At 33.9% G+C, this 15609-nt stretch carries 15 protein-coding genes; 11 read left to right on the top strand and 4 right to left on the bottom strand.

The annotated features are described in order from the left end of the window. The first annotated feature begins 68 nt into the window (after positions 1-68). The 3 genes from GXZ72_06430 to rfbD all read left to right on the top strand — a co-directional run bounded on the left by GXZ72_06430 (position 69) and on the right by rfbD (position 2715). A complete protein-coding gene (locus GXZ72_06430) occupies positions 69-383 on the top strand; it encodes a hypothetical protein (protein ID HHT19179.1) in 315 nt (104 codons plus the stop codon). A 166-nt stretch (positions 384-549) separates the two neighbouring features. Beyond that, complete coding sequence (gene argJ, locus GXZ72_06435; GenBank protein ID HHT19180.1) at positions 550-1743, top strand: bifunctional ornithine acetyltransferase/N-acetylglutamate synthase; 1194 nt, start codon at positions 550-552, stop codon at positions 1741-1743. Between the two features lie 132 nt (positions 1744-1875). Next, positions 1876-2715, top strand: coding sequence for a dTDP-4-dehydrorhamnose reductase (rfbD, locus tag GXZ72_06440; protein ID HHT19181.1), 840 nt, complete (start codon positions 1876-1878; stop codon positions 2713-2715). An 82-nt stretch (positions 2716-2797) separates the two neighbouring features. On the opposite strand, the gene GXZ72_06445 is transcribed toward rfbD, so the two are convergent. Next, positions 2798-4033 carry an LL-diaminopimelate aminotransferase gene (locus GXZ72_06445; GenBank protein HHT19182.1) on the bottom strand — a complete coding sequence of 412 codons (1236 nt, stop codon included), beginning with the start codon at positions 4031-4033 and terminating at the stop codon, positions 2798-2800. A gap of 392 nt (positions 4034-4425) precedes the next feature. Between GXZ72_06445 and GXZ72_06450 the strand changes: the two genes are divergently transcribed. The 3 genes from GXZ72_06450 (at position 4426) to GXZ72_06460 (ending at position 8527) form a co-directional block, all read left to right on the top strand. Further along, on the top strand, positions 4426-4848 hold the full coding sequence (locus tag GXZ72_06450) for a response regulator (GenBank protein ID HHT19183.1): 423 nt from the start codon (positions 4426-4428) through the stop codon (positions 4846-4848). A 304-nt stretch (positions 4849-5152) separates the two neighbouring features. Then, positions 5153-6559, top strand: a complete 1407-nt coding sequence (locus GXZ72_06455; GenBank protein ID HHT19184.1) for a UDP-N-acetylmuramoyl-L-alanine--D-glutamate ligase — start codon at positions 5153-5155, stop codon at positions 6557-6559. Between the two features lie 255 nt (positions 6560-6814). Beyond that, the gene (locus GXZ72_06460; GenBank protein HHT19185.1) at positions 6815-8527 is read left to right on the top strand and encodes a hypothetical protein; all 1713 of its coding nucleotides are present in this window, start codon (positions 6815-6817) and stop codon (positions 8525-8527) included. 58 nt (positions 8528-8585) lie between these two features. Here GXZ72_06460 and GXZ72_06465 read toward each other — a convergent pair whose 3' ends face one another. Continuing rightward, complete coding sequence (locus tag GXZ72_06465; GenBank protein HHT19186.1) at positions 8586-10109, bottom strand: MBL fold metallo-hydrolase; 1524 nt, start codon at positions 10107-10109, stop codon at positions 8586-8588. 350 nt (positions 10110-10459) lie between these two features. Between GXZ72_06465 and GXZ72_06470 the strand changes: the two genes are divergently transcribed. Continuing rightward, on the top strand, positions 10460-11419 hold the full coding sequence (locus GXZ72_06470; protein ID HHT19187.1) for an HD domain-containing protein: 960 nt from the start codon (positions 10460-10462) through the stop codon (positions 11417-11419). A gap of 42 nt (positions 11420-11461) precedes the next feature. After that, positions 11462-11623 carry a hypothetical protein gene (locus GXZ72_06475; protein HHT19188.1) on the top strand — a complete coding sequence of 54 codons (162 nt, stop codon included), beginning with the start codon at positions 11462-11464 and terminating at the stop codon, positions 11621-11623. A 67-nt stretch (positions 11624-11690) separates the two neighbouring features. On the opposite strand, the gene GXZ72_06480 is transcribed toward GXZ72_06475, so the two are convergent. Both GXZ72_06480 and GXZ72_06485 read right to left on the bottom strand, forming a co-directional pair. After that, a complete protein-coding gene (locus tag GXZ72_06480; protein ID HHT19189.1) occupies positions 11691-11933 on the bottom strand; it encodes a TIGR04165 family Cys-rich peptide in 243 nt (80 codons plus the stop codon). An 83-nt stretch (positions 11934-12016) separates the two neighbouring features. Then, positions 12017-12241 carry a TIGR04165 family Cys-rich peptide gene (locus tag GXZ72_06485; protein ID HHT19190.1) on the bottom strand — a complete coding sequence of 75 codons (225 nt, stop codon included), beginning with the start codon at positions 12239-12241 and terminating at the stop codon, positions 12017-12019. An 830-nt stretch (positions 12242-13071) separates the two neighbouring features. On the opposite strand from GXZ72_06485, the gene GXZ72_06490 reads away from it, so the two are divergent. The 3 genes from GXZ72_06490 to GXZ72_06500 all read left to right on the top strand — a co-directional run bounded on the left by GXZ72_06490 (position 13072) and on the right by GXZ72_06500 (position 14966). After that, positions 13072-13746: a peptidoglycan-binding protein gene (locus tag GXZ72_06490; GenBank protein HHT19191.1), complete on the top strand. Its 675-nt coding sequence runs from the start codon at positions 13072-13074 to the stop codon at positions 13744-13746. 206 nt (positions 13747-13952) lie between these two features. Beyond that, the gene (locus GXZ72_06495) at positions 13953-14456 is read left to right on the top strand and encodes an NUDIX domain-containing protein (protein ID HHT19192.1); all 504 of its coding nucleotides are present in this window, start codon (positions 13953-13955) and stop codon (positions 14454-14456) included. Positions 14457-14687: 231 nt separating this feature from the next. Next, positions 14688-14966: a hypothetical protein gene (locus GXZ72_06500; GenBank protein ID HHT19193.1), complete on the top strand. Its 279-nt coding sequence runs from the start codon at positions 14688-14690 to the stop codon at positions 14964-14966. The last annotated feature ends 643 nt before the right edge of the window (positions 14967-15609 follow it).

Raw genomic sequence — 15609 nt, forward strand, 5'->3', positions numbered from 1 at the left:
GTACATAATTTAAACAAATTGAATTATTACTATTACAAGTTATATTTAAAAAAATGAAGGAACCATAGATGAAAGAAAATATTAAAGCAAAAGCCACCGTAGCTCTAATTATCTCATTCATTGCATTTGGGTTCGGAACAGGTGCCAGCCTATTCTCTGGATTATATCTTAAAGATGGGAATAATTCCTATTTCACTAATAACTCTACTGGCGAGTTTCCCATAATCTACAATGTAAAAAACATTAGTGATAATGAAACCAACACTCCCAAAATTACACAGAACCCTTCCAATACCAATCCTGATGATGCTAATAATGGAAACACCCAACCCAACAACCCGGTTCAACCACCAATCAACAGTTCAACCAATAAAACCCCTTAACTCCATAATTAGGGGTGATTTGCCAATTTCCATTATAATAGCATTCATTTAGTGCCAATTCTTAAAATAAGGTACCAATTCTTAAAAAAAGAATTTCTTCTAATATAAAATTACCTCTATTATATAATTACCAATAAACTATCTAATTGTCAAGGTGGAGGAGAAAATGAAAAGAATTGAAGGTGGCTTGTGTGCAGTGAAAAATGTTAAAACTGCCGGGGCCTGTGAAGAAAATTATGGAGTGGCAATAATCCACTATCCAAACTGCAATGTATCAGGAGTTTTCACCACTAACAAAGTTCAAGCTGCACCCATCATGGTAACTAAAAAAGCAGTTAAAAATGGCAAACTATCGGCAATTGTGGCTAATAGTGGCAATGCGAACTGTTTTACCGGTAGGGAGGGAATTGAAAATGCGGAGCATATGGCCTCCCAAGTAGCTAAAAATCTCAACATCCCCCAAGAAGATGTAGCAGTTGCATCAACTGGAATCATTGGCAGACAACTTCCTTTACCTGAAATTAGCAATTTAATCGATGATGCACTGCGAAGACTAGATAATTCCAGAGAAGCTTCCCGAAGTGCAGCTGAAGCCATCATGACCACTGACACCTATCCCAAAGAATATGCTGTTAAAACACATCTAAAAAATGGTCAAAAAATATGTATAGGTGGCATTGCCAAGGGATCGGGAATGATCGCCCCTAACATGGCTACAATGCTCTCGTTTATAACTACTGATATAGAAGCAAGCCCTGAAGAATTGGAAAAATCTCTCCTGAAAGCGGTTGACAAAACCTTTAACATGGTAGTAGTGGATGGAGATCAAAGCACTAATGACACAGTCCTGATCATGTCTAGACCTGGACAGGGAAAAATCGATGAGAATTTTCAGGAAGCATTAGAACACCTCTGTGCTAAACTGGCTAAAATGATGGCTCATGATGGTGAAGGGGCAACCAAATTCATGGAAGTCAAAGTGAAGGGTGCTCAAACATCAGATGATGCAAAAAAGGCTGCTAAATCCGTAGTCACATCTCCCCTCGTGAAAACTGCATTGTTCGGTGCTGATCCTAACTGGGGACGAATCATTGCAGCAGTAGGATACTCGGGAGCAAAAATTGATGAAAATACTATTAGTGTTCGCTTGGAAGACATGGAACGATTGGTTGATGTAGTTTCTCATGGGAAAATATTAGCCATTGAAGGCACTGAAAAACTGGAACTGGCAGAAAGCATTATGGAACGAGAAGAAATAAAGATCACCATTGATTTAGCCCTTGGAAAATATGAAGCAACTGCCTATGGCTGTGATCTTAGTTATGATTATGTGCGCATCAATTCTGAGTACTCAACTTAGAACTAAAAATCAGAATAAATACCTAATAGTCCATTGGATTTAAGATATAATCACTGCTTTGAATAATAATTAGTATTTGTTTGATTTAGTATTTTATCAACCAAGTAAAAATGTAATTAGGAATATGATATAATGAAAGTTTTAATCATCGGTGCAGAAGGAATGTTAGGCCATGATTTAGTGGAGGTTATGTCCAAAAACCATGAGGTTAGTACCACCACCATCGACACCATGGACATCACAGACATCAATAAAACTATTGAAACAGTTAAAAAGAAGAATCCAGACGTGGTAATCCATGCTGCTGCTTTCACTGATGTTGATGGAAGTGAATCTCAGGCAGATCTTGCTTACAAAGTAAATAGTTTAGGAACCCGGAATGTGGCAGTTGCTTGCAAAGAAACAGACAGTGCACTGGTTTACATATGCACTGATTATGTTTTCGATGGCACTAAAGGCAGTCCTTACTATGAATTCGATCAAACAAACCCGTTAAGTGTATATGGGAAAACTAAACTACAAGGCGAAGCATACATCCGTGACTTACTCAACAAGTTTTACATAGTACGAACATCATGGTTATATGGTTATCATGGTCCCAATTTTGTAACCACCATGCTAAAACTGGCCCAAACACATGACCAGATATCTGTTGTTGGTGACCAGATAGGATCCCCGACCTACACTGTAGATCTTTCCAAAGCCATAGCAAAACTCATAGAAAAACCAGTCTATGGTATTTATCACATTACTAACAGCCAGCATTGTACTTGGTATGAATATGCACAGCTAATCTTCGACATAGCCGGTAAAAAGGTTAACTTGAAATCGGTTACCACCGAAGAATTCGGCAGTGCAGCTAAAAGACCTAAATATTCAGTTCTCGAAAACTATAACTGGAAAATGGAAGGATTTCCTAAAATAAGAAGTTTTAAAGAGGCATTGAAGGAGTATATGGATTTATTATTGTGATATTACTTCCCAAAAATGTTTTCCTCACCAAAAAAGAAGAATAAAAAAATAAAATAGTAATTTATGGGGAAATGAATTCTTTCTATATTGACAGCTTAGACAATCTTTCCATGGCTTCTTTTGTATTTTCAAGGGTGTTAAAAGCGGTTAATCTAAGATAACCCTCACCACTTGGTCCGAAACCAACACCAGGTGTGCCTGCTATATGGGCTTCATTTAATAACAAGTCAAAAAATTGCCAGGAATCCATATCCTCTGGTGTTTTAATCCAGATGTAGGGTGAGTTAACTCCGCCAAAAACTTTCAACCCTAACTTGCTTAAACTATCCCGTATAATGGACGCATTTTTCATGTAATAATCAATTGATTCTTGAATTTCTGCTTGCCCTTCAGGTGTATAGACTGCACTAGCAGCAACCTGTATTGGATAGGAAACTCCATTAAATTTAGTTGCTTGTCTGCGGTTCCACAATTCATTCACTGAGTGTGGATTTCCTTTTGCATCAAAACCTAACAATTCCTTAGGAACCACAGTATAGGCACAACGTGTACCAGTGAAACCAGCATTTTTGGAAAAACTCCTAAACTCAATGGCAACTTCACGAGCACCACTAATCTCATAAATGCTGTGTGGAATGTCCTTTTCACTAATGTAAGCTTCATAAGCAGCGTCGAAGAGAATTATTGAATTATTTTCTCTAGCATAATCCACCCATACAGTGAGCTGTTTTTTGTTTAGTACAGTGCCAGTGGGATTGTTAGGAAAACATAAATAAATCAAATCAACAGGTGTTTCTGGAAGTTCTGGAACAAATTCATTCTCTTCAGTGCAGGGAATGTAAACCAAGTTATGATAACGACCATCATCTCCCATAGGCCCTGTCCGTCCAGCCATAACATTACTATCCACATAAACTGGATAAACTGGATCAGTAACTGCTACAATGTTTTCCAGGCCGAAAATTTCCTGAATATTACCAGTATCACATTTAGCCCCATCGCTGATGAAAACTTCCTCTTTAGATAATGTGATTCCACGCGGTTCATAGTCATTTTTGATGATTTCCTCAATCAAAAAATCATAACCTTGTTCAGGACCGTAACCATGAAAAGTGTCTTTTTTGCTCATTTCGTCAACTGCTTTTTTGAATTTCTTAATCACTGCTTGAGGTAAAGGTCGGGTTACATCACCAATACCCATGCTAATTACGTCAACATCAGGGTTTTCTTTCTGATACTTCTCAACTCTTTGGGTAATTTCAGAAAAAATGTAATTGCTTTCTAGCAACAAATAGTTTTCATTGATTTTAACTGACATTTTCCTACACCTCTATTTTTTTTTAATTTTGTTACAAGGAATCTTAGTTCATATAGATTACAATTAACTGGCCAATTTTAACTGGTTTTGTTACATGTTCAAATTTTAAGTTTGTATATCTTTATTATTGTTTTTATTAATGATGAAAAAAGCTGCTTATCCTAAACAGTTTATTCTACCATACCGATTGGTTGTATATTTTTTTATGTTCACATAAGAAACTGGAATTTTGATACAAGGCCATGACTATTCCATTAAATGTATGGGTTCTCATTAAATCATTTTATCGTATTTATTTATTGTGATTAGTTTTTTTTAGAATAATTTATTAATGGATTTAAAATAATACTAAATTAATTTAAAGGAAATACATCAATTTAGGGGATTCTATTGTGAATTATAGGCCCATCAAGGTTCTTTTGATTGAAGACGACCCGAATCATGCCAGAGCATTAGAGGCAATGTTGGAACGGGTAAAAGAATTTGATTATGTTTTGGTTCATTGTTACAAACTTCATGATGGACTTGAAGAGTTGAAAAACACCAAATTTGATGTGATATTATTGGATCTGCGTCTGCCAGATAGTGAAGGTATATCCACATTTAGAGCAGTTCATAGTAACTTTCCAGAGATACCCATTGTAATCTTCACTGCCTTGTTCAATCATGAAATAGCACTGCAATCATTAAAAGAAGGTGCCCAGGAATACCTTTTCAAGGGTGAATTCGATGGACAGGATTTATCCACCGCAATTATGCATTCCATGGCTCGTGTTCAACATCTATTATCCTTAAAAACCGTTTATTCTACATAATATAAGTTTGTAAGCTATTTGAGAAAAATAACATAAAAGATTATATTAGAAGATGCACTATTTTATATCATAACTATTCTGATCCATTAAAATTATTATTACCCTTAAAAATAGTGACAATCGAACCATGATCAGCCTTATAGTCATCTAAATAGTAATATAAATCTTTATTAAGATTTTTATGAAAAAAAAATTAGTCTGAAGTAACAACCTTCAGATCTAAGACAGAATATCAATTTAATAATACATTGGATATTAAAGTATATCTATCTGAAAGTAGTATGTATTTGTGGAGATAGTGCCTATGAAGTGTGTTGTTATCGGTGCTGGTAATGCTGGACGACCAGCGGCAAGAATACTAAATTATGCTGGCCATCAAGTTCAGATTACTGATCAAAAGAAATTGGACCAATTCCCAGAGGGTGTTCAAAATACTCTCCAGAAAATGGAACAAGAAGGTGTGAATCTTCAATTGGGATGGGATGATCCAACCAACATTGAAGATGTTGATGCAGTTTACATATCTCCAAACATACCAAAAGATTCCAAAATAAGACATTATCTGGTTGACAACGAACTGAAACTACTTATTAACCAAGATATAGCTAAAATTTTAGAAAATTCCATAAATATCGATGTTATCGGTGTTACTGGAACCCTTGGGAAGACCAGCACCACCCACATTATTTCAGAAATCTTTCACAATGCTGGCTATAAAGTTTGGACTTGTTCATCCCAATCTGGAAATCTTCTCAGCGAAGTCATCGTCGACGGAATAATCAATGGAGATCATATTAAAAGTGATATTGCTGTTCTTGAATTGCCACATGGGACTATAAGACTCCTTTCTGAGTTAAAACTAAAAATTGGGGTAATAACCAATATATATTCTGATCATTTATCTGAATTTGAGGGGTCTCTCCAAAAATATGCCGAAAGAAAACTGATGATCACTAATTCCACAGAAATGATAATTGCCAACAAACAATGTAAGGACCTCTTAAACTCTTCTTTAAACACTATTTTTTACTGTACTGGTCAGGATTTATGTGATGTTTCTGGTGTTCTTGAAAATGGAAAAATAAGAATAAAATATAAAGTTAAATCACGGGAAGGTGAATTTGACACAGGATTCAATCTTCGTGGATACTACTTCGAAAACTCCATTGCTGCTGCAGCAGTGGCTCTCAGCTATGGCTTAAAAGTAGACAGTATCAAAGATGGGTTGAGCAAGTTTAATGGAATTCCTGGACATCTAGAATATATAGGAAACTATTCTCGTCGTGAAGTTCATTTTGATGCAGCATTTGTACCCGAAGGCATCGTATCCACACTTGAAGAGTTCCCTGTAAAAGGTGATTCAAAATTAGTTATTATAATTGATAATCCGGACAGTACCAATCCACGGGACAAGTTCCAGATCGGAAAGATACTGGGTCAATATGCACAAGTGATAATTGCCAGCGGATATAATGAAACTACTGATGTTCTGGACATGGAATCTGCTAATCAAGTATTAGAAGGTGCTAAAGATTCAAACTCTCTGAAAATAGCTGTTGAAGATGTTTACAAAGCTGGTGAACTATCCATAAAACATTCAAAACCCGGCGACGTTATTTTACACATAGGCCCCGGTGCCATAACCAATTATCAAGATCTGAAATACAAAATGATTAAAGGAATAGAATCCGGATGTAATAAGTATCCATGAATCATTTTTCTAAACTGAATTATAACTTGTTCCACTGCTTGAATCTCCTATTTTCAAACACTTTATTCAATTTTAATACCCTAAATTTCTCTATTTTTTCCGTCAATATAAAGTGTTTTCATACCTTGCACATACAGAGAAATTTATTTAAATTTAAAGGTGTAAAATAATAATAATTATATAATATTTTTTTAAAAAAAATTAAATATAAAAACTTATTTTTTATAGGAAAAATGGATTATTTCGGTGTAAACTATGGGTTATTTAGTATGTCAAAATTGTGGAGGTTATTACAAGCTTAAGAAGGATGAATCTGCTGAAGATTTTGTCGCCTGTCAATGTTACGGTCAGTTAGTATATGTTGAATCATTAGAATATCTTCGAAAAGAAGATGCCAAAGATAAACATTCAAAAACACTTTACTGCCCTTCAAAAAATAATGTTCTTAATGGATCTGAATGCATTGTAGTTGATGAGGATTTTAAACCAGAACCACAGTCTGAAACTAAAACTGGTGAAAATATAGAAATTAAAAAAGATTCAGACCAAGAAATGAAAGAACCTGGCATCAAAAACCGGGCATACTACCGGAGATATGATTATTATTCTGAGCCTGATATAAATTATCTTAAAAATCTTAAAGACGTAACTGGCCTTATTAATGCACTTTATTATGATGATGTGAATATTCAACTGGAAGCATTACAAGCATTAGCTGCTGTAGGGGATGATAGAGCCCTAAACCATTTGAACAAACTCATACAAAAAGGAGAAGGATCCCTAAAATTATATGCTGAAATAGCAATAAAACAGATTCAATCCAGGAAACATGGCTACAAATCACTCAATCGAGAAAACTTTAGGCAAATCCCATCAGAATCTCTCCAATCTCATCTGCCTCATAAAACAATCCATGATGATCCTCTAAATGCAGTTCCTAAGGAACAGGTTAATCTAGATGATGATAGTCTAAGTGTGGTTTCTAAGGATGATGTGAGAATCGATGATGTTGATCCAGATGTCTTGGAAATTCATGATAAAACAGAGCACACCGTTGTTGATGAAATAGATTTATCCCAACACAGCCCTGAAAGTGATGTGAATCAAGCTCGTGAAGAAATCATTCATCAAGAAGAAATTAAAAAAAGTACCCCAGCAGCATCCGTAACCAAGGAAACATTCACTGAAAAAATCCATGAACAATCCACTCTTGATGAACATAAAACTCTTGATGAACATAAAACTATTTTAAAGGATGAAACCGATTCTTCAACGCCTGAAAATTTATCAACCAAGTCCATGGGATCGGGAGATATTGAGGTTTCGTCCCTTGTTGAAGCATCAAGAATAAAAAAATCCGAAACCCAATTAACTGATCTTGGAAGTCCTGAACCAGAAATTTCACCTGTGGAACATGTGGAATATATCAAGATTTCTGAAATCGAAAATTTTGAAGATCTCAAACCTTCCTCTCCGGATAATTCAATCGAAAAACCTGTTAAAACAAATAAGCTATCTGAAAAAGTATCTCCAGAAACTGAACTAATTTCTGATAGTAATGCCTCCTTTAAAGATCTTTCCAAAGGCTTGTCAGATAACACTATTCCTGTTACTATGAAAACAGTCGATGACACATTACTTTCCCCAGAAAGCTCTGAAAATAAGTCAACAGCCAATTCTAACGGTCAGAGCATGCTAAGTAGTGTAACTCGATTATTTAAAAAGTCTAGTACTCCAGTTTCTTTTTCTTCTGATAGCCAGGGTTTAAAAAGACCTTCTCCAGTTCCAATACCTACTACTGTTGATTTTAAATCAACAGATAGTGTCAACAAAAATGAAAAAGATGATTATAGGGTGAGCTGGTTTGGTCTAAATAATAGTGATAAACAGATAATAATTTTTATCATCTTGTTTGCTATTATTCTAGTTATGGGAGTTGTTCTTACCATGACTCAGATGAAAATATAGTTAGCTACAGTTTTTTTATTACTTAAATAGCTACACTCTCTTTTAAGAGTGTAATCAATTAATAAAAAGATTTTCTTATGGATTTGTAATTGTTTGTCAATGATTTAGTGGGATGAATAACTTTAATTCTATCATCATTGAGTATATCGAACTTATTTTTGTAAATAGTGTGGACTGGGTAGACTTTCTCAGGATTAATGTCCCTTATCATGTCTAGTATCTCCTGGCCATTAGCATGACCAGATGCATGGAAGCCTTCATTAAGTAAGGGTAACTTGAATAACTTCAACCAATTTTGAACCTTTGTTTGATTTATTTCCATCTGCTCATCAAATGGTTCGGTACTGGACTGGATATATATACCATTTTCCGGTTTGATATCAATTAATTCCTTTAATTCAAAAAAATCGCAACGGAAGATATAATCGAGTGGATGGACCTGGAGATCTTTGTAAGTTAAAACATTATCTGCATCTAAAAATTCTCTCTCCCATTTTTTATAGTCCCGAAGGGATTCTGCCGGATCCATATTATCGGCACACAACCATTCATTTTCAACACAAGCAAAACTATCATCACCCACCATACCCCAGCCCTTGCGTGGTTTGTATATCATAACATCTGAAAGTTTAGGATAAGCACTGTTATTTTCCTGAAACAGACTCAAAATATAGGCTTGTTTAAGACTGATCACTAGCTTTCGGTCAGTGTCCTGTGCTACTTTAAAAAAGGTGACCAGCCGATCCAGATCCCGAATAGGGTAGTTTACCACCACTAAACCTCGACAACTTGCAATTTCATTAACTGCACGTTTTTCTATGTCTTCTTCACTAACATTACTAGTATTATCAATTCGTGTACCTTCACTGATCATAATGGTAGGATTAGCTTTCCTTGCCTTTTCAACGAATTTATGGGTCAGTTCCGGGTTACGGCCGTGAAAACGAAGATCTCCAGTATATACAATTGTTTCATCATCACTTTCACTAATAAAGGCAGAAGCCCCTGGTAATGAATGATCAACTGGAGCCGTTTTTATTTTAAATTCACCAATTTCAAATTTTTTATAAGGTTCCACAATCCTTATGTCACGTTCCACTTTGGGACTGCTCCTTTTATATCCTTCACCCTTTTTTTTAGGAAGATAATGAAATGTTTTCTTCAAATGGAGGTATTCGGAGAATGACGATGTACCTGTATCTTCTAAAGCTTTTAAGATTAGATAAGACTCATTCGATAGATAAACTGGGATATCTTCCCTTAAATGGTGCACGTAGGCCACGTGATCCACATGGGAGTGGCTGATAAGGACACCATCTATGGAAGGCTTTTCAGGGTGGGAAAGTCCCACATGACGCAAGTAGTCCTCTCGATAAATTCCCTTAATGCAAGGTAAAAGGCCGAGCTGGACAAAATCTAGGATTCCATTAGCTTTACGTGGCTGTAAAAACTCAGATAAATACTCATTAGCCTTTGAAAAAGCCATTCCAAAGTCAAAGAAAAATGATTCTTCTTTTCCTCTGACTCTGATTTTATTGCCACCGATTTCATCCACACCACCGAAAAAATCAATATTGGTCAAAGTTATTTCTCCTAATCAAATCATATGCTTACATGCAACTGACAACTGTCTATTATACTATTTCACAAATAATTCAAATTAAATATATTTTTAATAATCCCCTTTATCAGTCTAATAATTTATAATAAACCAAGTAGAGCTACTGATACTAAGGTAATTATTTATGTTATTATATAAATTGGAGCATGCATTTATTTTTTTTAATAGTTTTATCTTGTTCTATGTAGAGATGTTTTAGCTATCTTCACTTTTGAAAAAATATACTAAATCTCATAAATACTAATAGACATATTAAGAAAAGTATCTATTAGTATAATTGTTAATTGGGGATTGTATTAAAGGAGATTTTTATGGTTAAAAAAGAAGAGGATTTCATTGGAAATCTTAATAATGTTAGAGAAAAAATTGAAACTTCATTTTTAATTTCCAGTGTAAGTGTAAAAAAAGCCAGGACTGGAAATGAATACTTAGAATTTACTTTAACTGATAAAACTGGTGAAATCATAGCTAGAATGTTTGGAGGCATTCTAAAAGATGAAAATGGCAACATTATCGCCAGGATATCAAATGGAAAAGCTAATCCGCTTTACGAAAGTATTGATAAAGGTGCTATTTATTCTATAACTGGTTCTGTTGATGTGTTTCCACCTCAATCAAACAATTACAACATAAAAATTAACAGTATAAAACGGATAACTGAGGATTCCTATGATCTTGATGATTACATCCGAAAATCACCTAAAAATCAGAATGAATTGATTGATGAAATCACTCAAACTATAGCGGAAATGAAGAATCCCGATTTAAAGAATCTTTTAAAATCATTTTTCGACGATGAAAAGTTCACCAATGAATTTATGAAGGCACCCTCTGCCAAAATTCACCACCATAATTATTTGGGTGGATTGTTGGAGCACACAGTGGGAGTGCTATTGATATGTAAAAAAGTTTGTGAAATTTTCCCCCAACTTGACACTGACTTGTTGTATGCAGGGGCAATATTACATGATATTGGCAAATTAAAGGCATATGACTATGATATATTAAGTATTGACATATCCAATCAGGGTAAGCTTCTTGATCATCTTTTCATATCCTGTGACATGGTAAAAGAAAGAATAAGGATTAATGAAATTGAAATACCCGAAGATCTGCAAACTGATTTGTTACATATATTGTTGAGTCATCATGGTGATGTCCATAATGGTTGGGGATCACCAGTCAGCCCTAAAACACCGGAAGCAGTTGCTCTTCATCATGCTGATAATTTGGATGCTAAAGTTCAAGGAATGATTCAAAACACAAGATAATGGTGATTATAATTTGCAATTAATTATAGTTGGGGGATGAATTTGGGTTTAGATGATCTTGAGAAAAAATTAGATGACTATGGGGAAAAAATCAGCAAAGAAAGAGAAAAAACAGCCCGCATTAACAAGATTCTTTTTTTAATTCTCGTTTTGGTTGTGATCATTTTCTTATTAGCTTCATGGCGTTATTACTCAATTCATTAGTTGGTAAAATAGAAAATGAGCATTTTATGGGTGTACTAATTATAAAATGCTCTTAACTTTAGATGAATTATATTATTTTACAAAAAACTTGGTTACAATCTAATTTTTTGACTTCTTGTTTGAGTTTCTGGTCTTTGCAGTACTCAAATATGTGGCCGCATTTAGTGCAGCGTATTATTCCAACAACCCCACTCGGTATGTGAGGAATGTAGCACATATCTACAAAAGTTTCTTTTATCAAAGTTTGTGATACAGTTTTGTCTTGACAACCGCATTTTGGACATTTTTGATTAAGTTCTTCTGTTTTCATTTTTTTCCACTTTTGGCATCTTTTATCATGATTTGAAATTTCGTATGCGATTCATTTCATGATTATTATTTACATATAAGAGTTTATAATTGGATTTTTTTGACTTCATGTTTGAGTTTCTGGTCTTTGCAGTACTCAAATATGTGGCCGCATTCAGAGCATCGTATGACTCCAACAACACCTACATCAAAATGAGGTACCGGGTTATGAGATTGGGTTACGTGCTGGGCATTTTTTTTGGTTTGAGAAACATTTTTATCTTTACAACCACATTTAGGGCATTTTTGTTTTAATTTTTCGGTTTTCATAGTAAACCTCTTCTATTTTTTTTAAACAGTTTAGGATGAATAGTTAGTGTCTCTGGAAATTGTTTTTTGAACCATTTTAAATACCAACAAAAAGTATAGTTCGTCAACCTCCGAACGTAAGGTATGTTACAAACTAATATTTATAGTTATCTTTTTTCCAATTTTTGAGCACCTCCCAATCATAGGACACAAGATTTATACTGTTTGTTTAATACAACAACAAAAGTATAGATTTCAAATATAAGTTACATAAATAATTTAAACATATTTTAGCATGTTAATGACTATTTTGTTGTACCAGTTAAACAACATTTTTTTTTGATTGAATCATTTAAATAGCTTATACTCATTAAAAAAATGTTTAAAAAAAAATGAGATCCTAAACTCTTAACTGGAAAAATTTATCAAAAAACTCTGAAAATATTCAAAAATCTTTTTTATTCGTTGATTATCACTAAACAATCTATTTAACTGATTATATGGCAGTATACATCCACTTATCTTCTTCAGGATCTATTAGAAAAAATAATAAAACTAAGCAGTCAAGGATATAAAAGAAAAATATGAATCATAAACTGGTTTTAGCCTAAATTAACAGAGGTTTTGTTAATTTAACCTTCAAAATACTGGTTCCTGTAATCGCTAATATTAAAACCTCTAAACGCTCTTAATTTAAAAAAATAAGCTTAAATAGGGCTTAAAAAAAGAAAATAAACCGAAAAATATATATAACATGACACATCAAGTGACTCTGTTAAACTGTCCCAAACCGTTTTTTTAAAGGTTTAGGACATGGAGGCGATAAAATTAGGCGAAAAATCAGACATGCAATGGTATTTACATTGTGTGCACTTTTCTTAAGCATACCCGCAGTGGCAGCTACGGAAAGTAAAAATACTGAAAACACGGTGTTTGCTAAAGCAACCACAGACCAAAACTTAAAAATCGGTATGGAAGGAGATAATGTCATTGAACTACAAAAATGGCTGACAAACCAGGGATTTTACACTGGAAAAATCGATGGCAAATTTGGTAACTACACTGAACAAGCAGTGATAAACTTCCAGATCTACACTGGAATAAAACCTGATGGTATAGTAGGAATGGTTACCATGAAGCACATGCACTACTTGGTCAATGGAAACACAAATCCAAACTACAACAGTGACACCTCCCCTACTGGCAGTGGCTACAGTACTGTCGAAGCAGCATACGGAACCAGAAACTATTACCCCAGTGCTTATTCATCAGGCAGCCGATGGAGTAGTGGAAGAGGAACCGGAGACTGTTGGCAGAACAGTTACGCACTGTACAACCAGCTTACTGCATCAGGTACAAAATCTAGGATAGTCCAGTATGCAAATGGTTACTCACCAAACCACCGTTCAGTTGAGGTTTGGAATGGTAACAAGTGGGTTGACTACGACTACCGAAGGAATGGTTACTCAAATCGATACTATCCCACAAAACATGGTTCCTCGGCAAAGGTAATTAAAAGTAGTTAACCAATATCTAATCTATCTACACCCAGCAGTTGAACGCCAGAACTGCTATTATTTTTTTTTTTAAAAAATTCATTCATTTTCCCCTAAAACTGAGTCTAAGGAAATAAGATTAATGGGAAAAAGGAAAGAGATTTATATTAAACTACTATTATGATAATAAGGTAATAAAGATTCCATATAAGTATGATTGATATAGGAAGATTATAATGATTGATTATGTTTTCGGCCTGTCTGTGCGGGCTTTGCTCACTGATGATGAAGGGAAAATTCTTATTTTGAAAAGATCAACTAATTCCAGAACTAACCCCGGAAAATGGGAATTTCCAGGGGGAAAGGTCGATCAAGGAGAATCTTTTGATCATGCTTTAGTTAGAGAGGTACACGAAGAAACTCAACTAAATATATCCTTAGAACATGTAGTGGGAGTTTCTGAACAAAATTTACATGTTATAAGAGCTGTTCATATTATAATGTCTGGTGAAATTATGGGAGGAACTCTTAAACTCAGTTCTGAACATGAAGGATACGCTTGGGTATTCTTTGAAAATCTACCAGAATATGATTTGGCAGACTGGCTCCAAGACTTTGTAAATAACCAAAACATAGCCCCATATCCAGAAGAAAATGATGATGAGAAAACTGTTGTAAACAATGTAAAACCATGGTTAAAGTCTATACAAAGCTCGATGAATAAAATCATAAAAAGATAAATTTAAAAGAATCAATAACAAGCAAAGATGTAGATATAAGTCATCGAAAATAGTCAAAGGATATCACACATTAAATCCAATGTAAATTAAAACATAAAAACATTTAAACCAGTGCATAATATGATAATGTCGTATACAGAATCAAAACCTAATATTTATGCTAATTGGAATATTGTGATTCTGTATGGATTATGATGAGGGATTAACACCAGTATTTGGGGTGAAATTCACGTGAACATGGAAGAACTGATAAATGAGCGGAATTATATTTTAGGTGAAATTAGAGCATATGAAGACCTCCAACTAGCACTCGAGCAAATTAAAAGGTTTAATATGGAAAATTTCACAGAAACCACCTTAAAAGTTTATGATGCCAGTGCCAACTCTGAAATGGAAGAAATAACAGAATCAGTAGTGGCTATTAAAATAGATGAATTAACAGACTATTTATTAAAAATTTCTGAAAATATCAACCGATTGAAAAACGATGATGGTTCTGAAATCCCATGATTCATTGTAACTATTAAAAACGAATCATATTAAGGCAATCTTTTATTCTAGGTTAGAGATTTATATCCTAACTAACTCTATCTTTTTTTTATAATCTCATTTTTAATTCATGTGAACTAACTTAAACTAGAATTGTTTGGTATTATAAAAATCAATTAAAATAACTAAGATAATCTTCAAATATACAAAATTATTGAGAATCAAAGCTCAATTTAAAAATTAAGCCTTACAACTCTAGGAACATTAAATAGTAAAATAAAAATAAGTTTGAACCAAAAAACTTGTTTTTAAGTAATTTATAATAAAAATGAATGATTCAAGAGATTTTAGATGTTATAAGACATAAGATGCTAATACAATAAAAGAATTTGATATGCCTCTTTTCCGGAAATAAACTATAAAAAAAGCTCCTTTATTAAAAATACCATTGAAACAGAAGGATTCAATATCTTTATGATCAAAAACCTTAAATAAGGCGTTATTTTAAAAACAAAGCTCAAAAAGCGCTTTTATAGCAGTTTTTTTTCGAAAGCTTTATAAGTGATGTTGTTTTAATGTTTTGTTGAAGTAGGAAAAGTCTTGTTGTGAGGCTTTTTTATTTAAGTCGGAGGCGGTATAATTAAGCGTGTGAAGCATAGTTCTA

Source organism: Methanobacterium sp. (assembly GCA_012838205.1).
GTDB lineage: Archaea > Methanobacteriota > Methanobacteria > Methanobacteriales > Methanobacteriaceae > Methanobacterium.

What these genes read in the sequence shown, in the direction of transcription:
- GXZ72_06430 (HHT19179.1), top strand. Translation starts at nt 69, where the DNA reads ATGAAAGAAAATATTAAAGCAAAAGCCACCGTAGCTCTAATTATCTCA.
- argJ (HHT19180.1), top strand. Translation starts at nt 550, where the DNA reads ATGAAAAGAATTGAAGGTGGCTTGTGTGCAGTGAAAAATGTTAAAACT.
- rfbD (HHT19181.1), top strand. Translation starts at nt 1,876, where the DNA reads ATGAAAGTTTTAATCATCGGTGCAGAAGGAATGTTAGGCCATGATTTA.
- GXZ72_06445 (HHT19182.1), bottom strand. Translation starts at nt 4,033, where the DNA reads ATGTCAGTTAAAATCAATGAAAACTATTTGTTGCTAGAAAGCAATTAC.
- GXZ72_06455 (HHT19184.1), top strand. Translation starts at nt 5,153, where the DNA reads ATGAAGTGTGTTGTTATCGGTGCTGGTAATGCTGGACGACCAGCGGCA.
- GXZ72_06460 (HHT19185.1), top strand. Translation starts at nt 6,815, where the DNA reads ATGGGTTATTTAGTATGTCAAAATTGTGGAGGTTATTACAAGCTTAAG.
- GXZ72_06470 (HHT19187.1), top strand. Translation starts at nt 10,460, where the DNA reads ATGGTTAAAAAAGAAGAGGATTTCATTGGAAATCTTAATAATGTTAGA.
- GXZ72_06480 (HHT19189.1), bottom strand. Translation starts at nt 11,933, where the DNA reads ATGAAAACAGAAGAACTTAATCAAAAATGTCCAAAATGCGGTTGTCAA.
- GXZ72_06485 (HHT19190.1), bottom strand. Translation starts at nt 12,241, where the DNA reads ATGAAAACCGAAAAATTAAAACAAAAATGCCCTAAATGTGGTTGTAAA.
- GXZ72_06490 (HHT19191.1), top strand. Translation starts at nt 13,072, where the DNA reads ATGGTATTTACATTGTGTGCACTTTTCTTAAGCATACCCGCAGTGGCA.
- GXZ72_06495 (HHT19192.1), top strand. Translation starts at nt 13,953, where the DNA reads ATGATTGATTATGTTTTCGGCCTGTCTGTGCGGGCTTTGCTCACTGAT.